Origin of the sequence: Roseivirga sp. BDSF3-8 (assembly GCF_041449215.1) — a bacterium.
Lineage (GTDB): Bacteria > Bacteroidota > Bacteroidia > Cytophagales > Cyclobacteriaceae > JBGNFV01.
Genome location: NZ_JBGNFV010000001.1, coordinates 1534085 through 1554925, shown reverse-complemented (window position 1 = coordinate 1554925; position 20841 = coordinate 1534085). Strand labels below are relative to the sequence as shown.

18 protein-coding genes are annotated in these 20841 nt (G+C 45.0%); 14 read left to right on the top strand and 4 right to left on the bottom strand.

The features are described 5' to 3' along the window. Positions 1-236 precede the first annotated feature (236 nt). The 6 genes from AB9P05_RS06220 to AB9P05_RS06195 all read left to right on the top strand — a co-directional run bounded on the left by AB9P05_RS06220 (position 237) and on the right by AB9P05_RS06195 (position 6219). The gene (locus AB9P05_RS06220) at positions 237-467 is read left to right on the top strand and encodes a hypothetical protein (RefSeq protein WP_371907948.1); all 231 of its coding nucleotides are present in this window, start codon (positions 237-239) and stop codon (positions 465-467) included. A gap of 30 nt (positions 468-497) precedes the next feature. Continuing rightward, positions 498-752, top strand: a complete 255-nt coding sequence (locus AB9P05_RS06215) for a hypothetical protein (RefSeq protein WP_371907947.1) — start codon at positions 498-500, stop codon at positions 750-752. Between the two features lie 6 nt (positions 753-758). Then, entirely contained in the window at positions 759-2438 is a 1680-nt protein-coding gene (locus AB9P05_RS06210) for a cyclic peptide export ABC transporter (protein WP_371907946.1), read from the top strand. Beyond that, positions 2435-3151 carry a thioesterase II family protein gene (locus AB9P05_RS06205; RefSeq protein ID WP_371907945.1) on the top strand — a complete coding sequence of 239 codons (717 nt, stop codon included), beginning with the start codon at positions 2435-2437 and terminating at the stop codon, positions 3149-3151. The genes AB9P05_RS06210 and AB9P05_RS06205 overlap by 4 nt, the downstream gene beginning before the upstream one ends. A gap of 27 nt (positions 3152-3178) precedes the next feature. Continuing rightward, positions 3179-4804: an MBL fold metallo-hydrolase gene (locus tag AB9P05_RS06200; protein ID WP_371907944.1), complete on the top strand. Its 1626-nt coding sequence runs from the start codon at positions 3179-3181 to the stop codon at positions 4802-4804. Positions 4805-4935: 131 nt separating this feature from the next. After that, on the top strand, positions 4936-6219 hold the full coding sequence (locus AB9P05_RS06195) for an acetyl-CoA hydrolase/transferase family protein (protein WP_371907943.1): 1284 nt from the start codon (positions 4936-4938) through the stop codon (positions 6217-6219). Between the two features lie 83 nt (positions 6220-6302). Here the strand turns inward: AB9P05_RS06195 and dnaK are convergent, their stop codons facing one another. Continuing rightward, positions 6303-8243: a molecular chaperone DnaK gene (dnaK, locus tag AB9P05_RS06190; RefSeq protein ID WP_371907942.1), complete on the bottom strand. Its 1941-nt coding sequence runs from the start codon at positions 8241-8243 to the stop codon at positions 6303-6305. A gap of 330 nt (positions 8244-8573) precedes the next feature. Between dnaK and AB9P05_RS06185 the strand changes: the two genes are divergently transcribed. The 6 genes from AB9P05_RS06185 to AB9P05_RS06160 all read left to right on the top strand — a co-directional run bounded on the left by AB9P05_RS06185 (position 8574) and on the right by AB9P05_RS06160 (position 13452). Further along, positions 8574-9275 (top strand): energy transducer TonB, encoded by a 702-nt coding sequence (locus tag AB9P05_RS06185; protein WP_371907941.1) that lies wholly within the window; start codon positions 8574-8576, stop codon positions 9273-9275. Between the two features lie 187 nt (positions 9276-9462). Further along, complete coding sequence (locus AB9P05_RS06180) at positions 9463-11046, top strand: peptide chain release factor 3 (RefSeq protein ID WP_371907940.1); 1584 nt, start codon at positions 9463-9465, stop codon at positions 11044-11046. After that, on the top strand, positions 11046-11792 hold the full coding sequence (locus AB9P05_RS06175; protein ID WP_371907939.1) for an RluA family pseudouridine synthase: 747 nt from the start codon (positions 11046-11048) through the stop codon (positions 11790-11792). Before AB9P05_RS06180 ends, AB9P05_RS06175 begins: the two co-directional genes overlap by 1 nt. A gap of 84 nt (positions 11793-11876) precedes the next feature. After that, complete coding sequence (locus AB9P05_RS06170) at positions 11877-12473, top strand: hypothetical protein (protein WP_371907938.1); 597 nt, start codon at positions 11877-11879, stop codon at positions 12471-12473. Between the two features lie 132 nt (positions 12474-12605). Then, positions 12606-13052 (top strand): IS200/IS605 family transposase, encoded by a 447-nt coding sequence (gene tnpA / locus AB9P05_RS06165; RefSeq protein ID WP_371906921.1) that lies wholly within the window; start codon positions 12606-12608, stop codon positions 13050-13052. A gap of 73 nt (positions 13053-13125) precedes the next feature. Further along, positions 13126-13452: a DUF6787 family protein gene (locus tag AB9P05_RS06160; RefSeq protein ID WP_371907937.1), complete on the top strand. Its 327-nt coding sequence runs from the start codon at positions 13126-13128 to the stop codon at positions 13450-13452. A 57-nt stretch (positions 13453-13509) separates the two neighbouring features. Here AB9P05_RS06160 and atpC read toward each other — a convergent pair whose 3' ends face one another. From atpC to AB9P05_RS06145, 3 genes are all read right to left on the bottom strand, one after another. Continuing rightward, positions 13510-13767 (bottom strand): ATP synthase F1 subunit epsilon, encoded by a 258-nt coding sequence (gene atpC, locus AB9P05_RS06155; RefSeq protein ID WP_371907936.1) that lies wholly within the window; start codon positions 13765-13767, stop codon positions 13510-13512. 60 nt (positions 13768-13827) lie between these two features. After that, positions 13828-15333, bottom strand: coding sequence for a F0F1 ATP synthase subunit beta (gene atpD / locus AB9P05_RS06150; protein ID WP_371907935.1), 1506 nt, complete (start codon positions 15331-15333; stop codon positions 13828-13830). A gap of 144 nt (positions 15334-15477) precedes the next feature. Beyond that, positions 15478-16722: a PAS domain-containing sensor histidine kinase gene (locus AB9P05_RS06145; RefSeq protein WP_371907934.1), complete on the bottom strand. Its 1245-nt coding sequence runs from the start codon at positions 16720-16722 to the stop codon at positions 15478-15480. Between the two features lie 234 nt (positions 16723-16956). On the opposite strand from AB9P05_RS06145, the gene AB9P05_RS06140 reads away from it, so the two are divergent. Together AB9P05_RS06140 and AB9P05_RS06135 are read left to right on the top strand one after the other, a co-directional pair. Beyond that, positions 16957-19644, top strand: coding sequence for a TonB-dependent receptor domain-containing protein (locus tag AB9P05_RS06140; RefSeq protein WP_371907933.1), 2688 nt, complete (start codon positions 16957-16959; stop codon positions 19642-19644). Between the two features lie 56 nt (positions 19645-19700). Continuing rightward, positions 19701-20837, top strand: coding sequence for a DUF4249 domain-containing protein (locus AB9P05_RS06135; protein WP_371907932.1), 1137 nt, complete (start codon positions 19701-19703; stop codon positions 20835-20837). Positions 20838-20841: the final 4 nt, after the last annotated feature.

The following is a 20841-nucleotide window of genomic DNA, read 5'->3' as shown; positions in this document are numbered from 1 at the left end:
ACATGTGAGCAAATACCGTAGCTTTTCGACGGCCAGCTCTTCGAGCGTGATGAGGTAGCTTACAGCCTACCACACGTCCTTACCTAGGATGATGGGTTCCTTGATTTACCCAAAATTAATCCCGCTTTTATTACCAATATTCTAAAAAGCGCCGTCAGATGTATAAGCGATATCCGGTGTAATGAACTGTAATAGATTGTGGAGGACCCAACGAAGAGTTCCTTCGCTCTTTGCAGATGCGGTTTGGTATACGTCAGGCAACCTTTAATAACCTCAAACGTGCTGAAGTCCTCACCTTACGAACCAATCAGCTCGACACCACAGGTAAACGATACAGCTTTGAAGAGTTATGCCTTCAGGAGTCTCCGGACCACCTGTTACTAGTCGCTGAATTTGAAGATCAGTATGGTACCAGCGGAAAGATTGGTCTCGCCCTTATAGAAAAAACTTTTTCAGGTGAGTGGTAGGTCAGGTTATTCCTGATGTCGTGCCAGGTCATGTCGCGTGGTGTTGGAAATGTTTTCCTCTCCTTCACAATAAGCAGCGCAAAAGATGAAGGTGTAAGGCATACCAATGAGTTAGTGGCGAATGACCGGAACCGGATTATGTGCATAACCTACTATTTTGAAGGCTTTAAAGAAGTAGAAAAGACAGCAAATTCTACTATTTTAGAGCATACTTATGAGATGATTCCTCCTTACCCGGATTACCAGGTTCTGGAGACAGAATCACTGACCCGGAAAACTAACTAAACACCTATGCTCAGTATACTCCAGGTATTTCAGCAGAAGTCCAGATACTTCTACGTGTTTCTGATCCTTTTAGGAGGTATAAGTAGTCTGCTTTATAGCGGGATCCTGTTTTTCATAAACAATGCTATAGGAGCAAAGACATTTCCCTTTTTACATGATAAGGTTGCAGAGTATGACTGGGCGATATTTATAGCCTTGGTTATCCTGTCACTGGTGATTGGCAGGATTTTTCAGACTTATATTGTACGGCTTACAAACGACTTTCTTCTCATTTTTGAACTGACAGTGCTTAACAGGGTACGATTCGCCACTTTTCAGGCCTACGCGAAAGTAGGTGAGCAGCGGATATATACAGCTATTCAGGATGTGAAAGTCCTGGGCCAGTTTCCCGCCACCTTCGTAAATGGGTTTAACAATGCTATTATACTGGTGTGTGGCCTTATCTACCTTTTCATTATTGCCCCCTTGGGAGGCGTGGCAATTTTGAGTGTCATGCTCATATTGCTTGCCGTTTATCTCATCAGGAATAAAGCTATAGACAGAGACCTCAACACCCTGCGTGACCTCCATAATGATTACTACCGGTACCTGCGTGACCTTCTCGGAGGCTTTAAGGAAGTCAAAATGAGTATCGACAGGAACGATAACATGTACGAAGGTTATCTTAAACGTAATCTTTCCGAAAGCAAAGACCTGAATGTTAGTGCATCGGTGAAGTATGTAGACAATGAGCTTTTCGGGAGCTTTAGCTGGTATGTCGTGTTAGGTACAATCATTTTTGCGCTTCCCAGACTGTTAGAATACACCAACGCCCAGGTAGCTTCTTTAGTGGTGGTTATCCTTTTCCTGATGGGCCCTGTGGCTACCATGATATCCCTTGTGCCCTTTGCCACTCGATACAATATAGCCTATCAGCGCCTGAGAGGACTTGAGCGCGATATAAATGCAGCTTTCTACGGAAAGCTTGCTCATGGTGACCGCACGGATATCAACCAGGATTTCCATAGCATCCGCTTCGACGGGGTGGAGTTTGAATATAAAGATGCCCAAAAAGATACCATCTTTAAACTTGGACCCATCGATCTTGAAGTAAGACAAGGAGAGGTAATATTCATAACAGGAGGTAATGGAAGTGGCAAAAGTACGTTTCTTAACCTGTTGACAGGACTAATAAGACCCACCGCCGGGAGAATCTACCTCAACAACCATGAAATATCCGAAGAAAGATATCCCTATTATAGCAATCAGATTTCCGCTATCTTTACAAATCCTCATCTGTTTGGGGAGAATTACGACCGATTCCCAATCCATAGCGGAAACGAGGTACTGCAGCAGTTCATTCAAAAGATGGAACTTAATGGTATAGTAAGAATAGACGATGACCGCAGTTATATAGACGGAAATTTGTCACGCGGGCAGCAAAAGAGGCTGGCTATGATTTTTACTATGATGGAACAACGTGATGTGATTGTTTTGGATGAGTGGGCCGCTGAGCAGGACCCTGAATTCAGAGCCTTCTTTTACAACCATCTTTTGGATGACTTTAAGAAGGCAGGTAAAACTATACTTGCTGTAACCCACGATGATGCTTACTTCGACAAAGCCGACAGAAGAATTCGTTTCGATTTCGGGAAAGTGGTGTTAGATGAAAAACTGGATGGATCAAAAGCTGTAACTAGCCTATGAAAGGAGAAAAAATAACTGTTTTCTTTTTGCCATTTGCCGGTGGTAGCCGGTACTCGTACAATCAGTTCAAGCAGAACGCCCCTGCATGGATAAAAGTGGAACCGCTTGATCTGCCAGGCAGAGGCTCACGATTTAAGGAAGATCTCCTTAATACCATTGAGGAGGTAGTGGATGATTTGTATGATCAGATAAAAGACAAGCTCGATAAACCATATGCAATCTATGGACATAGCATGGGAGCCACTCTGGGATATCTGCTCACCAGGAAAATTAATGATTTAAATAAACCCATGCCTCAGCATGTGTTCCTGACCGGAACTTGCGGGCCGGCTGCTGACAGGGAGACAAAAATTCGCTCCACTATGCCTAAGGATGAGTTTATTGCTGAAGTAAAAAATATGGGCGGTAGTCCCGATGAGATACTGAATGATGACCAGTTGATGGAATTCTTTGAACCCATACTCCGGGGTGACTTCAGGATACTTGAAAGCTATAACCATATACCTCAGGAACCCCTCGAGGTGCCCTTTACTGTAGTAATCGGTGCTGATGAGGAGGTTACTGAAAAAGAGGGTAAGGCCTGGGGACAAGAATTCTCCACCCCTCTGGATTTCCATATTATGCCTGGAAATCACTTCTTTATTTTTGACCAATACAAAGATGTACTCAGGTTACTTGCCAGACGTCTGTCTGCATTGCAGCCTATGCCCTGAGTATTTCAAAAACTCTTACGATTAGAAATGACTACTCAAGAAACCGTTTATCTGAAGCCCAACGTAGTATTCGAGCCCCTTGTGGATCGTTGGTACGCTTGGTCTCACCTTCTATCTCCTGCTACTGCCGCCTTAAACATAACCGGCAGGCACCTTAAGATTATTAATAGCTACATCCAGGCTCCTCAAATTCATGCAGCAGCCTGTAAAAACCCTAAAATGCTGGGCGGTCCCTTCATGGACCTGCAGGGTAAGCGTGTAGACGATGTTAAGGCTCTCCGCGAAAGAACCATGAGTGAGCAGGCCGATCTTATAGAGCTATCGGAAGCTTTACAGGAACTAAACAGTACCCTGCAGTCAAAAGCAAAAGGGTACTCACTCAATGAATTATATGATGAGGTACCCGAGGCCCTGAGAGGCTTTGTGGAGCTTACCTATGATCTTAATAATAATGCCAATTTCAGGTTGTTTGAGGCATTGCTATATCATAGTAAGTACTACCGTCCTGAGTCACAGTCGATAGCCATGTGGATTACTGAAAACGACGAAAGACCATTCGTGCTCAGCACCCCGAGGTTAGAAGAGGAAGACATATTACACTTTCAGATTCCTTTTAAAGACTCTGCCATCGACAAGATAGCCGCCATGAAGCGGAACGGTGGAAAGCTGGAGGATGTAATTCCTTTGCTTCCTGAAATGAGCGAGAAAGAACTAGACCTGTTCAAATCTTTCTTTACCACTGAGGCACCCCCTGCTTACGAGCCATACACTGGCGACAAGATTCGCATGCGCTATTTCGGACACGCTTGTATTCTGGTGGAAACCAAGGATGTGAGTATTCTCGTTGATCCTCTCATTAGTTATTATGGCTATGAATCCAGCGTAGACCACTTCTCTGATGCTGATCTTCCTGATAAGATCGATTATGTGCTGATTACCCATAATCACCAGGACCATATTCTTTTCGAAACTCTGCTACCTCTTCGTCATAAAATTGGTAAGATCGTAGTGCCACGCAGTGGATACGGATCACTTCAGGATCCTGATCTGAAGCTGATGTTTAATAATATCGGTTTTGACAACATTGTAGAGATCGGCGATCTGGAAGAGGTCAAATTTGAAGATATTACCATTACCGGTGTGCCTTTCCTGGGTGAACATGCTGACCTGGATATTCGCTCTAAGGTTTGTCACCATGTCAAAGCAGGTAAATTCAGCATGCTATTCGTAGCAGATTCCTGTAACGTAGCCAAGGAAGTGTATGAAAAAGTCCATGACATTTTGGGAGATACTGACGTAATCTTCCTGGGCATGGAGTGTGACGGCGCACCACTGAGTTGGTTGTACGGTCCGCTTATGCCGCAGGAACTCTCACGCGACAGGGATGGTAGCCGCAGACTTGCCGGCTCTAACTATGAGCGGGGTAAAAATTTGGTGGATAAATTTAACCCTAAAGAAGTATACGTTTATGCCATGGGACAGGAGCCCTGGTGCGAATTTATCAGTAGTATCAAATACACCGCTGAGTCACATCCTATCGTCCAGTCAGACATGCTGGTTAAGGACTGTGGAGATCGCGGCATAGTCGCTGAAAGGCTATTTGGTGAGAAGGAGCTACTGTATAACAAGTTTCCTGAATCAGTGGAAGCCTGATCCTGGCTTACAGAATATAAGAAGAAGCCCCGGAATTTTTTCCGGGGCTTTTTTTATAACCTGATATATGTCCTGTTTTTAGAGCTAGCTGCCGGCTACTTTGCGTGCAATATAATGATACAGAACAGATTATGTCCATAAAGTACACTACCGCAGAGGAAGCTGTTAAGGTGATTAAAAGTGGTCACAGGGTTTTTCTACATAGCGCAGCCGCCACACCCGTAGAGCTTGTGAAGGCCATGACGGCGCGACATGAGGAGTTGCGTAATGTAGAGATAGTGAGCATCCATACAGAAGGCCCTGTGCCATATGCTGAGGAGCAATATAAAGACAGCTTTAATATCAATACCTTTTTTGTAGGTAAGAATATCCGCCCCTATGTAAACAGTGGCCGGGCCAGTTATATCCCTATGTTTCTGAGTGAGATTCCGGATATGTTCAGGCGTGGTCTCATGCCTGTAGATGTAGCCATGGTAACGGTATCACCTCCGGATAAGCATGGCTTCGTATCGCTTGGCTGTTCAGTAGACGTGTCCAATGCCGCAGTAGATACTGCCAAATACGTCATTGCCCAGGTAAACCCGAATATGCCTAAGACTATTGGCGATGGTACAGTACATATCTCCCGGTTTCATGCCCTCGTGGAATCTGATGACCCCATTTTTGAGCTGCATGCAGGAGATTTGTCAGAGGTGGAAATGGCAATTGGCAAAAATGTAGCCGGGCTCATTGAAGATGGTGCCACCTTGCAAATGGGTATCGGCGCCATTCCTAATGCTGTTCTTGCTACCCTGGGTAATCATAAAGATCTGGGTATACATACTGAGATGTTTTCCGATGGCATTATAGAACTGGTAGAAAAAGGAGTGATTAATGGCGTAAAGAAAAAAGTCTATCCGGAGAAAATTGTCAGCGGATTTGTCATCGGCAGCCGGAAGGTGTATGATTTTATTGATGACAACCCTATGGTCATGATGCTCGATGTAGGAGAGGTTAACGACACCAAGGTAATTCGTAAGAACCCCAAAGTTACCGCGATAAACTCCGCTCTTGAAATAGACATCTTTGGTCAGGTCTGTGCGGATTCAATCGGACCGCGTCAGTATTCCGGTGTGGGAGGGCAAATGGATTTTGTGAGAGGCGCCAGCCTTAGTTCAGGGGGTAAGCCTATAATTGCTTTGCCCAGTGCTACCGGTAAAGGAATCTCCCGGATCGTAAGTACATTGAAGCCTAATGCAAGTGTGGTTACTACCAGAGCCCACGTTCACTACGTCGTGACAGAATATGGCGTCGCCTACCTGTATGGAAAGAATCTCAAGGAAAGAACCAAAGCCTTAATTGATGTTGCTCACCCTGCCCATCGCGAGCAATTAGAGAAAGAATCCTTCCAGATCCTTAATGGAGGAAAAATGTAAGTAGAACAAAATAAAAGGCTGTCCATCCGCATCAAAGCGAACAGACAGCCTTTTTCTAATCTATCTAATTCAGACGTTAAGAATTACTTCTTATCCTTATCGTCTACCTCTTCGTATTCTACATCGCTCACATCATCATCCGCACCCTCAGTTGAGGCATTAGGGTCTCCTCCTGGAGCTCCGCCTGCTTCTGCGCCGGGTTGAGGTCCTGCACCTTCGCCACCAGTAGCCTGGTACATTTCCTGACTGGCATTCTGCCATGCCTGGTTTATTTCCTCCATTGCAGCGTCGATGCCACTCAGATCCTGCGACTGATGAGCTGTTTTCAGTTTTTCCAGTGCACCTGTGATGGCCGATTTGTTGCCTTCACTTAGTTTATCACCGTACTCATTGAGTTGTTTTTCAGTCTGGAAGATCATAGAGTCAGCTGTATTCATCTTCTCTACCTTCTCTTTCTCAGCTTTGTCAGAATCAGCGTTGGCCTTCGCTTCATTACGCATCTTTTCAATTTCTTCCTCAGTAAGTCCGGAAGAAGCTTCAATGCGGATTTTCTGCTCTTTACCAGTACCTTTATCCTTGGCTGATACATTCAGGATACCGTTAGCATCAATGTCGAATGTTACCTCGATCTGAGGCACGCCGCGTGGTGCCGGTGGGATACCATCAAGGTGGAACCTACCGATCGTGCGGTTATCCTTAGCCATAGGACGCTCACCCTGTAGCACATGAATCTCCACACTTGGCTGGTTGTCACTGGCAGTAGAGAACACCTCCGATTTGCGGGTAGGGATAGTGGTATTCGCTTCGATAAGCTTAGTGAACACACCGCCCATGGTTTCAATACCCAGTGAAAGAGGAGTCACGTCCAACAGAAGTACATCTTTAACTTCACCGGTAAGTACACCACCCTGGATAGCCGCACCTACAGCAACTACCTCATCAGGGTTTACTCCTTTAGAAGGCTTTTTGCCGAAGAATTTCTCTACTTCCTCTACAATTTTAGGGATACGGGTAGAACCACCTACAAGAATCACCTCATCTACGTCAGAGGCTGACATTCCAGCGTCTTCCAGTGCTTTACGGCATGGCTCCAATGTGCGGCGTACAAGGTTGTCGCTTAGTTGCTCAAATTTAGCGCGGGTAAGCGTACGCACAAGGTGTTTGGGAATGCCATCTACAGGCATGATATATGGTAGGTTCACCTCCGTGCTTGTCGAGCTTGAGAGTTCAATTTTAGCTTTCTCAGCCGCTTCCTTCAGGCGCTGTAGAGCCATAGGGTCCTTACGAAGATCGATGCCTTCATCTTTATTAAATTCTTCTGCAAGCCAGTCAATAATAACCGAGTCGAAGTCATCACCACCCAGGTGTACATCACCGTTAGTAGATTTTACTTCAAATACTCCGTCACCTAGCTCCAGGATTGAAATATCGAATGTACCACCACCAAGGTCATACACAGCAATCGTCATGTCTTGATTTTTCTTATCAAGACCGTATGCCAGTGCAGCCGCAGTAGGCTCGTTGATAATACGTTTTACGTCCAGTCCGGCAATCTGACCGGCTTCTTTAGTAGCCTGACGTTCAGCATCATTAAAGTAAGCAGGTACGGTTACTACTGCTTCCTTAATTTCAGTGCCGAGGTAGTCTTCTGCCGTAGACTTCATCTTCTGCAGGATCATTGCTGATATCTCCTGAGGAGTATATAGCCTGTCACCAATACGTACACGTACGGTGTCGTTATTGCCCTGCTCTATTTTATAACTAACATTTTTGCGCTCTTCACTAACTTCTGTGTGCTTTTTACCCATGAACCTCTTCACAGAAGACACAGTGTTGTGAGGATTGGTAATTGCCTGACGCTTGGCAGGATCACCCACTTTCCTTTCACCATTTTCCAGAAAGGCCACGATGGAAGGGGTTGTGCGCCTTCCCTCGCTATTGGGGATCACCATAGGTTCGTTACCCTCCATTACTGCCACGCAGGAGTTAGTCGTACCTAAGTCAATACCTATAATTTTTCCCATGTGATTGCGTATTTATAAATTCTTTAAAATTCAGATCGTTTCGTTCGTCCATACAATTAACAATGTGTGTGCCAAGTGGTTTTTTGATGATTTTTCATGACACAATGACAGTTTTTCTCATGTCTGTATGTCAAACCTTTCTATAATATGTGTGTGTGGAATGTTCTGTGTGTGAGGGGGTTGGTGAAAGGAAATTTTGTAAAAACCGGATTGTCTATTTTAATATTTTTACAAAAAATTTGATCACCGGAAAATATACGGTGTCAGTGGCCGTTTTATAAGTACGAATGTGTACAGTGTGTATGGGTATATAACCTAAAACAGATCTCTATGGAACTCAGAAAACACCCTGAGAAAGAACTTGACCGTAAGCGCCCCCTATTTTTCGGCATTGGCCTGGTCATAGCTCTGAGTAGTACAATGATCGCCTTTGAATGGAAATTCACTGGTGAAACAGCCGGACCGAAGGATCTTGATCCACGTCAGAAAGCGGAAGAGATTATTAATGAACCTATACTCCTGCGCCCTGAACCTAAACCACAACCTTCTAAGCCTCAGCCTGCAGAACCTGAGATGCCTAAACCATCTGCCAGTATTGAGATAGTAGCTGATGATTTGCCGGATATTATCATTGACCCAGTAGTGCCGGATCAGTTGGATAATGAGATTAATAATATAGATGTTGCTGCTCCCAGTGAAGAAGATGTTTCCAATGAGCCGGTACCTTATGCAGAGAAAATGCCCCAATTTCCCGGGGGAGAGAAAGCATTCCTTCAGTACTTGGGAAAGAATACACGCTATACCCGCTTAGCTCAGCGCATGGAAATAGAAGGGCAGGTAGTGGTAAGCTTTGTCGTTGAGCGTGACGGCAGTCTTACCGACATTAAGGTGATAAAAGGACTCGGTGCCGGGCTTGATGAAGAGGCCGTTCGTGTACTGGAAAATAGTCCTGGATGGGAACCGGGCAGGCAGGGCGGTCATGACCTGCGGGTGCGAATGATGGTCCCTATCCGCTTTAAGTTAAACAGATAAGAATCTTCTCAATCATTTATAGTGCAAAGGCCGCAGGTTCAATCGAATCTGTGGCCTTCTGTATTAGCTGCCTTACCCGATATTAATCCTCCAGGGTATCCTCCCTCTTTTATTAGCCCCTTAACAAATACAAGGGAATTATGTACCTTTGCATCTTGTTTCCAACCAGGAATTTGAGCGGCAAAACATGAGCAGCATAAAAGAAGAGATAAGCAAGAGACGCACGTTTGGAATCATCAGTCACCCTGATGCCGGTAAGACAACCCTTACTGAGAAACTGCTACTATTCGGAGGGGCTATTAAAACAGCCGGTGCGGTAAAAAGCAATAAAATTACCCGTCATGCTACTTCCGACTGGATGGAGATAGAGAAACAGAGAGGGATTTCCGTTGCTACCTCTGTAATGGGATTCAACTATCGTGACCTGAGAATCAACCTACTCGATACCCCCGGTCACGAAGACTTTGCAGAAGATACCTACCGCACCCTTACCGCAGTAGATAGCGTGATCCTGGTGATAGACAGTGTAAAAGGTGTGGAAAAACAGACCCGCAAGCTTATGGAGGTCTGCCGCATGCGGGATACTCCTGTTATTGTATTTATCAATAAGCTTGACCGTGAAGGACAGGATCCTTACGACCTTCTTGATGAGATCGAAACTGAACTCGACATCCAGGTAAAGCCTCTTACCTGGCCCATTGGTATGGGTAAGACCTTTAAGGGGGTATATAATCTATACAAAAAGAACCTGCTCCTTTTTAAGGGCAGTCAGCGCAAGCTATCCAATGATGCCATAAGCCTTACTGACCTAAGTGATGAACGGCTTGACGCTGAAGTAGGCGAAACGGCTGCCAATCAGCTCCGTGAAGATGTGGATCTGGTAAATGGAGTATACCCGGAATTTGAAGAAAGTGATTACCTCGCAGGTAAATTAGCTCCGGTATTTTTTGGTAGTGCGGTAAATAACTTTGGTGTGAGAGAGCTGCTCGACTGCTTCGTTGAGGTTGCTCCAAAACCTAAGGACCGGTCTACTGAAATACGTGTAATTGAGCCCTCTGAGGATAAATTTTCAGGCTTTGTATTTAAAATCCATGCAAACATGGACCCTAAGCACAGAAACCGGATAGCCTTCGTCCGCGTATGCTCAGGGTGTTTCAACAGAGGCAGCAACTACCACCACGTGAGGCTAGACAAGAGCTTTCGCTTTAGCAATGCTACCGCTTTTATGGCACAGGAAAAGGAAACGATCGATGAGGCATTTCCTGGTGACATCGTTGGCCTTTACGATACCGGAAACCTCAAAATAGGCGATACCCTTACCGAAGGAGAAAAGGGAATGTTTAAAGGAATACCCAGTTTTTCGCCTGAAATGTTCAAGGAGGTGATAAACCTGGATGCCATGAAAACGAAAAAGCTGGAGAAAGGCCTGAGTCAGCTTATGGATGAAGGAGTGGCACAGCTATTTACATATGAGTTGGGAGCCAGGAAGGTGGTAGGTACGGTAGGAGCACTCCAGTTTGAAGTGATTGCTCACCGGTTACTGCAGGAATATGGCGCATCAGTTCGCTTTGCTCCCTTGAATCTGTACAAAGCCTGCTGGATCAGTAGCAATGACCCTAAGAAGCTTAATGCCTTTATTGATTCCAAGCAGCGCTACATCGCCCGGGACAAAGAAGGTAAGCTGGTTTTTATGGCCGAAAGCAAGGCTTGGTTACAAATGGTGGAAGACAACTTCCCTGATATTAATTTCCACGAAAAATCTGAATTCTGATGGACGCCCTGACCAAAAAATATGCCCGTTGGTTTACTGTCGCTTACGAGGATAACCACATCATTATTGTTAATAAAAAAGCAGGGATATTGGTGCAGGGCGATCAAACAGGAGATACCCCACTGGCTGACCGGGTAAAAGAATACATAAGAGAAAAATACGATAAACCCGGCAATGTATTTTGCGGGGTGATTCACCGCCTCGACAGGCCCGTAAGTGGACTGGTAGTACTTGCCAAAACCAGCAAGGGGCTGGAGCGGATGAATAAGTTATTCCGAAATCGCCATATAAATAAAACCTATTGGGCTATTGTAAAGAAAAAACCCCCTTATGCAGAGGGCAAACTGATACACTGGCTCAAAAAAGATCCCTCCCGCAATGTGACCACGGCTTATGAAGAGGAAGTACCTGGCAGCCAAAAAGCTGAGCTGAAATATACCCTTATGGGCAAGCTTAATGACCACTTTTTACTGGAAGTAAACCCCATTACAGGTCGTCCTCACCAGATCAGAGTTCAACTGGCCACTATCGGATGCCCTATCCGAGGGGATATCAAGTATGGCTTCAGTAAGCCCAATCAGGATGCCAGTATTAACCTTCACGCCAAGCATCTTGACTTTATCCATCCGGTAAAAAAAGAGCCGGTTAAAGTAAATGGAGGAGTACCGAATACTGAATTTTGGGAGCAATTCCTCACCCTGGAGAAAACACAGGTTAAGGATAAAAACCTCAAGCATCTGTATTAATGCCTATTAGGGTAAATTAACATTTGTTTTTAATGGTGTAACTGCGTTTTTTTGGTATCAAACCAATTTCATCAGATTCCTCAAATGAAGCAGTCATTATACATCCGCGTCATCACGGCACTTATTTTTGTACCATTGGTATACGCCTGTCAACCCTCCTATAAAGTTTCCCGTGATAGTTATGTGTTCAAAACTGAGACGCACCGTCCGACAGAAACACAATCTGCAGTTCCAACTCAAAGTAAGGCTGAAGACCTTAATGCGCAAAGCATAGAGCCTGTTGTAAATAAGACTGCAAGCCTTTCTGTTTCTACAGATAATGATCCCGTGTTAGAAAGCGTGGATGAGCGCATTGACCGCACCAAGGATGCTCCTGAGTTTGTAAAGGATATTGCAGCAGGGTCAAAAACCCGCGAAGAGGCCGTAGAAGCATTTAAAAACCTTAGCAAAAAGGAGAAGAAAGAGGTTAAGAAATGGGTGAAGAAGGAGGCTAAGAGCTATAAAAAAGAAGTGCTTAAGGCTGAAAAAGCCGATGCAGTAACGCGGGATATGCGCACAGGCATTATACTTGGCGCGGTGGGCCTCGTGCTGCTTCTTATAGCTGGTGGTGGTGTATTAGGAGCTATAGGCGCTATTCTGTTTGTAGTAGGCCTGGTATTTATTCTCCTTGAAGTTCTGTAAGGATTCAATACGTAATTACAATACAGAAAGGAACCTCAGGTTATGGGGTTCCTTTTTTATTAATCGAATTAAAACCACCGTCTTAGACGGTGGTCATGTTTGAGGGCTATGCCAGTAGGGGTATATTGTGGAATGAGCAAGTATCGTAAGCTATCGCATAGCTTTTACTATTGTGTCTATCATGTAGTATGGACCCCGAAGTACCGCCACCGTATACTTCGTGATATTGTTGCAGATACGTTGGAGAATAAGATAAAGACGATATGTGAATGGAAGGAGGTCAAGGTAGAAGAGTTGAACATTCAGCCAGATCACGTTCATTTGGTATGTAGTATACCTCCGAAACTTAGTGTATCAGACTTCATGGGTATTCTCAAGGGTAAGACAGCGATCATGATGTTTAAGAACTTCAAGAGTCTTCGCAGAAAACCCTATTGGGGCAATCATTTTTGGTCACGAGGCTATTTTGTAAGTACGGTAGGCATAGATGAAGAAAAGATAAAGCGGTATGTTAAGTATCAGGAGAAGGAAGATAAGAAAGAGGATGGGGATATAGATATCCCGCTATTCGATAACTGACTATCCCCCTTTGGGGGTAATAACCATTGAAAACCCCCTCCTTTGGTGGGGGTAATTTATATTTTTAAAGGGTATGTCTGATTCAGGTATCATTAATAAGCTTAAGAGGAGATGGGGAGTTACCTCTGTCTGGCAGGTGCTGTTGATTCTATGCGTTTTTGCCGCTACAGGATTTACTATTCTGGAGATAAAGAAGCCGGTGATAGCATTCCTTGAGTACCTGGGAATAGGGGAGGGGTGGCTTCGGACCACTCTCTATATTTTACTGATTCTGCCAATATACCAGGTGGTATTGATTGCCTATGGAGCCTTGGTCGGACAATACCGGTTTTTCAGAGACTTTGTACTAAGAATGATCTACGGAATACTCAGGTTATTCGGTTTTAAGCGAAAGCCATAAAAAAAGCCTCGCATAAAAAATATGCGAGGCTAATTTGTTTACAATAAGATATCTGTTTTACGCTTCCGCGTCAATTACTTTTTCAGCCAGCACAATGATCTTATTGTCCAGTACTTCTACGATACCGCCATCTATGGTAACTTCAGCTCTTCCGCTACCCGTAGCATCGTACACGATGGGGCCTTTTGTAAGAGAAGAAATGAGGGGTGCATGATTCATGAGAACCTGGAATGATCCTTCACTACCGGGAAATGTAGCAGAGCTTACCTCACCCTGAAATACCTTTTTGTCAGGCGTTATGATTTCAAGTAACATGTTGCTCATATTTTAAAGGCATGGGCGGCTATTCACCGCCCTGTATTGACCTTATGTCTTTTAGCTGGCTTCCGCCATTAATTTCTCACCTTTCTGAACAGCTTCGTCTATCGTACCTACAAGGTTAAAAGCTGCCTCAGGGAGATGGTCATACTTACCGTCCATGATCTCATTAAAGCCACGGATGGTTTCCTTAATGTCTACAAGTACGCCTTTCAGGCCTGTAAACTGCTCGGCCACGTGGAAGGGCTGAGAAAGGAAACGCTGCACACGACGTGCACGGTGTACAACCTGCTTATCTTCTTCAGAAAGCTCATCCATACCAAGGATGGCGATGATATCCTGAAGTTCTTTATAGCGCTGCAGAAGCTCTTTTACGTTCTGGGCACAAGTATAGTGCTCATCACCTACCACCTCAGGAGAAAGGATACGGGAGGTAGAGTCAAGAGGGTCCACTGCAGGGTAAATACCCAACTCGGCAATCTTACGGGAAAGTACCGTAGTCGCATCAAGGTGAGCGAAGGTAGTGGCAGGAGCAGGGTCAGTCAAGTCATCCGCGGGTACGTAAACAGCCTGTACAGATGTAATTGAGCCCCTTTTAGTTGAGGTAATACGTTCCTGCATAGCACCCATTTCCGTAGCCAGCGTAGGCTGGTAACCTACCGCAGAAGGCATACGGCCAAGAAGGGCCGATACCTCAGAACCTGCCTGGGTAAAGCGGAAAATATTGTCAATGAAGAAAAGGATGTCACGTCCCTGACCCTGGCCATCACCATCGCGGTAATATTCGGCAACAGTCAACCCTGAAAGGGCTACACGGGCACGGGCTCCGGGAGGTTCGTTCATCTGTCCGAATACGAATGTTGCTTTCGATTCTTTCAGCTTCTCATTGTCAACCTTAGTAAGGTCCCATCCACCTTCTTCCATGCTGTGCTTGAACTCATCACCGTAAGTAACGATACCTGCTTCGATCATTTCACGAAGAAGGTCATTTCCTTCACGGGTACGCTCACCTACACCGGCAAATACGGACAGACCTGCGTAAGCCTTTGCAATGTTATTGATAAGCTCCTGGATAAGTACGGTTTTACCTACACCTGCACCACCGAAGAGACCAATCTTACCACCTTTTGAATAAGGCTCGATAAGGTCGATTACCTTGATACCTGTAAACAGAACCTCGGTAGAAGTGCTGAGGTCTTCAAACCTGGGAGCAGAGCGGTGGATAGGAAGGCTCTGAGTACCTGAAGGCTGGGGAATACCGTCAATGGCTTCTCCCACTACATTGAAAAGACGACCTTTGATGTCATCGCCGATAGGCATTGCTATAGGAGTGCCGGTATCTGTTACCTTCATTCCACGAACAAGACCCTCGGTACTATCCATCGCAATAGTTCTTACGCGGTCCTCACCCAAGTGCTGCTGGCACTCGAGTACAACCTTCTGGCCGTTCTCTTTAGTTACTTCGAGTGCATCAAGAATATTAGGTAATTTGGCTGCCTCTGCGCCGAAACTAACGTCGACTACAGGCCCGATCACCTGTGTAATTATCCCGGTATTTGCCATTTTATGCTGTATTATTAGCCGAATCTAGCATTCAAAAATTCGAATGCAAAACTAAGGCATTAATCCTTTTAAACAAAGCAGTAGAAGAAAATTTGGCCCCGCATATAATCTCCCGCCGGATGGTTCATTTAAAGCCCTTTTTGATTAGCTGACGGCTTCTTTTACACCATTGGATGTACCCTGGAGGACAATGCGGAAGCTGGTGCCTTTACCAGGTTCAGATGATTTTACATAGATTCGGCCCCCATGATAGTTCTCCACTATCCGTTTCACCAGGGTAAGCCCCAGACCCCAGCCTCGTCGCTTTGTGGTATAGCCGGGGTTAAATACCTGCCTCACCTTATTTTTGGGTATACCTTTGCCCGTATCTGTCACATCCACAAAAACGCGGTTATCGTTACCTTTAAGAATACTAATACTTATTTTACCCGTACCGTCCATAGCATCTACCGCATTTTTACAAAGGTTTTCAATAACCCAGTCAAATAACGGACGATTCATTAGCGCCTCTACGGATGCCGGGTGAGAAGTAACTGTCCACTGAACCTTTCGGCTGATTCGTTTCTGCAGATAGCTCACAGTTGAATGGATAATGTCAGGAACAGACTCCTCCTTCAGTACCGGTACAGAACCGATATTACTAAAGCGGGAAGTGATCATCTCCAGTTTGTAGATGTCCTTTTCAAGTTCACTTACTATTTCATGGTCATACAGTTTTTCATCAGCACGCATATATTCCAGCCAGGCCATAAGGCTACTAAGGGGTGTGCCCAGTTGGTGGGCGGTTTCCTTTGCCAGACCCACCCACACACGGTTCTGTTCAGCACGTTTACTGAAATTAAATGCCAGATAAGCGAGCAGCCCGAAGACTGCAATCACTGACAACTGGACAAATGGGTAGTACTGAAGTTGCGTTAGGGTGAATGAGTTTTGATAATACACATACCCAAAGGTACCCTCCCGGCCATTTTCATCAAGGTAAGTAATAGGTATAGGCTCATGCTCCTCACGCATGGCATCTAATTCTTCAAAAAGCAATTCCTCTTTTTCTTCCTCGCTGATCCCATCCGGAAGCTTCAGGTTCTTATACTCAACAGGGTAACCCGCCTCATCTGTCCTGATGACCGGGATATCCTCATTACTGACAATAATCTCTTGGAACAGCAACAGGATATTTGTACTGTTACTTTCCTGGATGGTGTATTCTATTGTTTTTGCAAAAAGGTCAATCGTCTTTTGCTCACGTTCTTTTAAGGAGGATACCAGGTTATTCGTATACCACAGAGAGGCAAGAGCAATGAGGGCAGCAATTCCTGTAATGACCCACTTCAGAGGCCCTTTCTTTTCATAAAGATCTATACTTCCTACTTCACGCAGAGGGTTTTGCATGCGGCAAATTAAAAATTTCCCTGTTTATAAAAGATATCCGGGGCTCATAACGCCCTTTTCTTAAGTTCTGATACTTCATTTAAGGGAGCCCGCATCATTTTTTCACAATATATAATTAATGGTATTTGCAGAATGAAAGCATGCCAATTGATAAAATAGTTTTTCTTATGAGTATCTAGGGTAAATTTATCGCTTTGTTGTCCTCATTTAGTAACACACCAATACCATTATATCTTGAGAAAGTTACTGCTCTGCCTGATAATTTGCACCCTAACCTCCATTGCATATGGACAAAGACAGTCGAATTTTACAGGTACGTTTAATAATACCCCTCTGAGCGAAGTATTCAGTCAACTTGAGGCTCACTTTGGTATTCGCTTTTTTTATCAGTCAGGATGGCTTGAAGGGCAGACCCTGTCTTTAAAGTATGAAAACGCCCCCCTCGATCTGGTGTTGGAGGAAATGTTCAAGCGAACTGAGTTTGCCTTTTTACAGCCGGAACCGTATGCTGTGGTTTTGCTTAAAAACCCTGAGGAGGAGAAGGAGAGGCAGGAGATGGAAGACTATGTGACTTCCTCAAATATTGAACGCGTACTGATCGGTAATCCGGCTGACTACGTGGCCGGTAAAGAAGTTACCCTCAGTGGAGTGGTACGAGAAGGAAAGACGGCAGATCGTATACCCGGGGCCAGTGTGGAAGTGAGTGATAGCGGTACAGGCTCCGTAACCGATAACCGTGGCCGGTATACTGTGAGGCTAAAATCAGGAGCATATCTGCTGAGATTTAGTACCCTTAACCTGGAAGCGGAAGAATACTATGTTCAGATATATCAGGACGGCACGTTGGATGTCAACCTTTTTGAGAAGCCAGTGGAACTAGGGGAGGTTGTAGTAGAAGGTGAGAGGCTTCAACAAAATGTGGAAAGCACCAGTGTAGGCAAGCAAAAGCTAACTATAGAAACCATCGAGAACATGCCAGCCTTTCTTGGTGAAGTGGATGTCGTAAAAAGTATTACGTTGCTTCCCGGAGTCAGTACAGTAGGTGAGGGGTCTGGCGGATTTAACGTAAGAGGAGGCTCTACCGATCAAAACCTTATTCTTCTGGACGATGCTATCATTTTCAATCCCTCGCACCTCTTTGGTTTTTTCTCTGTCTTTAATAAAGATGCCGTTCGTGACGTGACCTTTTATCGTGGTGGTGTACCTGCAGAATATGGGGGGCGGGTATCGTCTGTACTTGACATACGCCAGCGTGAAGGCGATAAGCAAGCTATCCATGCCCAGGGTGGTATAGGGCTTGTCACAAGCCGCCTGGCAGTAGAAGGGCCTATCATTAAGGACAAAACCAGTTTTCTGGTAGCAGGCAGAGCTACTTACTCTGACTGGCTACTGAGAGCCGTTAAAGACGTAGATATACGCAATAGTTCGGCAGGGTTCTATGACGGTACGGTTAAACTTAGCCATGATTTCAACAGCCGGACTAAGCTTAATCTGACCTCATATATCAGTGGGGACCGTTTTTCTTATGCATCCGATACAACCTACCGGTGGCGTACCTTTAATAATACCTTAAGCTTCAGAAGGCTGATAAATGAAAATCTGTTTACTGAGCTCGCCCTGACAGACGGTAACTACAGCTATCAGGTAAATAGTCCGGATGAAAGCCTCGGGTTTGATCTCGAATACCGGATTGATTACCAGAAGGCAAACTGGCGAATGGTGTATAGCCTGGCAGGGCATGATATTACCGGGGGGCTTGAAGGGCTGCTATACCAGTTTGAACCCGGTTCTATTACTCCCAGTGGCAGCGAATCAGCCGTAAATCCTTTCTCATTGGACAGCCAAAAGGCTCTGGAAGCTTCAGCATATATTCAGGATGATTTTGAGATAAGTGAGAAGTGGGCCGCTATGGTTGGGCTGAGGTACTCCCGGTTTAACGCCATGGGGCCAGGAGAGATAACGTTATATGAGAATAATGAGAACCGTACCCTTAATACTATAGCCGGTACTCAACTATTTAGTGACTGGGAAACTATTGCCAGCTTTGGCGGTATAGAGCCTCGCGTTTCCCTTCGCTACAAACTCGGAGCATCTTCCAGCCTTAAAGCCAGCTACCAGCGCATGAGGCAATACATACATCTGGTGTCTAATACCCTGGCCATATCACCGCTGGATATTTATCTTCCCAGTAGTAAATATTTCAGGCCACAGGTCGGAGACCAGTATAGCGTAGGCTACTTTAATAACCTTAAGGATAATACTTATGAGGTTTCACTGGAGGTATATTATAAGGACATTCAGGATGTAGTAGACTTTAAGGATGGGGCAAACCTGATTTTGAACCCCTACCTGGAAACTGACCTACTGCAAGGCCAGGGGTGGAGCTACGGCTCAGAGTTATTGTTAAAGAAGAATAAGGGTAGACTAACAGGTTGGGCCAGTTACACCTATTCACGTACCTGGAGACAATTTGACGGTCAAAATCCTGAATCAAGGATAAATGACGGGAATAAATATCCGGCAAATCAGGACAGGCCCCATGACCTTAAAGTTGTGGGTAACTATCAGATATCCAGGAAGTGGACCTTGGGAGCAAATGTCATTTACAGTAGTGGTAGGGCTTACACAGCACCTGAAGCCAGGTATGAAATAGAAGGGTTTGTGATTAATGACTATTCTGACCGTAACGGCTACCGGACCCCGCCTTATCACCGGCTTGACATTTCATTTACTTATGAGCCTAATTTAAGGTTAAGTAAAAAGTACGAGGACAGCTGGACCTTTGCAGTATATAATGTATATGGTCGTAAGAATCCATATTCCGTGTTTTTTCAGGATTTTGAAGGTAGCCCTCCCCAGGCATACAAGTTCTCTGTGCTGGGTGTGCCATTTCCATCAGTCACCTATAATTTCAAGTTCTGATCAGCATACCGATTCTTTGACAGCTATGTTTTTTTAAAACACTAAAGCCACACAAGATGAAGCAGTTTTTTAATCTGATAGTAAAATCGTTTCTGCTTGTCAGCCTTATATTCCCTTTAGGTTGTGTGGATGAGCTGGATGGAGTCAACAGTAAAGGAGAAAGGAAGCTAGTGATATATGGCCGTGTGACAAATGAGCCGCCACCCTATGAAGTAAACATTACCAGGAGCTCTCCGTATATCGAAAACCTGAATGGTATTCCCCGGGTCAGTGGAGCCAGGGTTACCCTGCATTCCGGGAGTGGGGAGAGCGAACTGCTACAAGAGATTGAAGAAGGTGTATACCAGACAGATACTTTTGGTATGCAGGGACGGGCAGGAGAGGAATATTATATTACTGTCCAGCTTGAGAATGGTAAAAGTTATCATTCTGAGCCTGAGGTGATAAGGGAGGCTCCCGAAATTGACGAAGTAAGTTATGAATTCAGAAAAGTACCCAGATACAGTGAAGCAGGTATCTTAACTGATGTAGACGGCTTTCAGGTTGAGGCCAGTTTTCAGGACAGCCCGGGGGAAGACTACTTCCTGCTGAACTGGGAGAGAATTTATAAGCTGATTACCCAGCCGGAACGAAAAACCATACAGGCCCCATGGGACAGGAGGCAGATTATACCTGCTCCGCCTCCTTGTAGTGGCTGGGTAAGAGATTATACTGTCTTCGCCATAGTGTATCGTCCTGCGTTCGATTGTACATGCTGTGAGTGCTATGTTACGAAAAAGGGAAATACATTCGGTCTCGTAAATGACCGGTTTATTGAAGGAAATACCATCACGACAGATGTAGGGTTCGTAGAAATCAATAATGAGTTTATCGATAGAGTCTATGTGAAGGCAAGCTTGCTAAAACTGTCCGATCGCAGTTACGATTACTGGTTCAGGATAAAGCAGCAATTAGAGAATGCAGGTACATTATTCGACTCGCCTCCGGCCAATATTCAGGGAAATATTTTCGCTGATGATCCTGATGAAGGGCAGGTGCTAGGGTACTTTATGGCAGCTGGCTCCTCTACTTCAGGAGTATCTATTGACCCTTTTGACATTCCTTTTCCATTCTATGTAGAGTACTTTATTCCGGAAGACTGCCGGATACCGGTGGCTAACAGTACAAATGTCAAACCTGATTTTTGGGAATAATTGA

Excerpts from the sequence above, each read along its gene's own strand:
- AB9P05_RS06220 (WP_371907948.1), top strand. The coding sequence starts at position 237 with ATGCGGTTTGGTATACGTCAGGCAACCTTTAATAACCTCAAACGTGCT.
- AB9P05_RS06215 (WP_371907947.1), top strand. The coding sequence starts at position 498 with ATGTCGCGTGGTGTTGGAAATGTTTTCCTCTCCTTCACAATAAGCAGC.
- AB9P05_RS06210 (WP_371907946.1), top strand. The coding sequence starts at position 759 with ATGCTCAGTATACTCCAGGTATTTCAGCAGAAGTCCAGATACTTCTAC.
- AB9P05_RS06205 (WP_371907945.1), top strand. The coding sequence starts at position 2,435 with ATGAAAGGAGAAAAAATAACTGTTTTCTTTTTGCCATTTGCCGGTGGT.
- AB9P05_RS06200 (WP_371907944.1), top strand. The coding sequence starts at position 3,179 with ATGACTACTCAAGAAACCGTTTATCTGAAGCCCAACGTAGTATTCGAG.
- AB9P05_RS06195 (WP_371907943.1), top strand. The coding sequence starts at position 4,936 with ATGTCCATAAAGTACACTACCGCAGAGGAAGCTGTTAAGGTGATTAAA.
- dnaK (WP_371907942.1), bottom strand. The coding sequence starts at position 8,243 with ATGGGAAAAATTATAGGTATTGACTTAGGTACGACTAACTCCTGCGTG.
- AB9P05_RS06185 (WP_371907941.1), top strand. The coding sequence starts at position 8,574 with ATGGAACTCAGAAAACACCCTGAGAAAGAACTTGACCGTAAGCGCCCC.
- AB9P05_RS06180 (WP_371907940.1), top strand. The coding sequence starts at position 9,463 with ATGAGCAGCATAAAAGAAGAGATAAGCAAGAGACGCACGTTTGGAATC.
- AB9P05_RS06175 (WP_371907939.1), top strand. The coding sequence starts at position 11,046 with ATGGACGCCCTGACCAAAAAATATGCCCGTTGGTTTACTGTCGCTTAC.
- AB9P05_RS06170 (WP_371907938.1), top strand. The coding sequence starts at position 11,877 with ATGAAGCAGTCATTATACATCCGCGTCATCACGGCACTTATTTTTGTA.
- tnpA (WP_371906921.1), top strand. The coding sequence starts at position 12,606 with ATGAGCAAGTATCGTAAGCTATCGCATAGCTTTTACTATTGTGTCTAT.
- AB9P05_RS06160 (WP_371907937.1), top strand. The coding sequence starts at position 13,126 with ATGTCTGATTCAGGTATCATTAATAAGCTTAAGAGGAGATGGGGAGTT.
- atpC (WP_371907936.1), bottom strand. The coding sequence starts at position 13,767 with ATGTTACTTGAAATCATAACGCCTGACAAAAAGGTATTTCAGGGTGAG.
- atpD (WP_371907935.1), bottom strand. The coding sequence starts at position 15,333 with ATGGCAAATACCGGGATAATTACACAGGTGATCGGGCCTGTAGTCGAC.
- AB9P05_RS06145 (WP_371907934.1), bottom strand. The coding sequence starts at position 16,722 with ATGCAAAACCCTCTGCGTGAAGTAGGAAGTATAGATCTTTATGAAAAG.
- AB9P05_RS06135 (WP_371907932.1), top strand. The coding sequence starts at position 19,701 with ATGAAGCAGTTTTTTAATCTGATAGTAAAATCGTTTCTGCTTGTCAGC.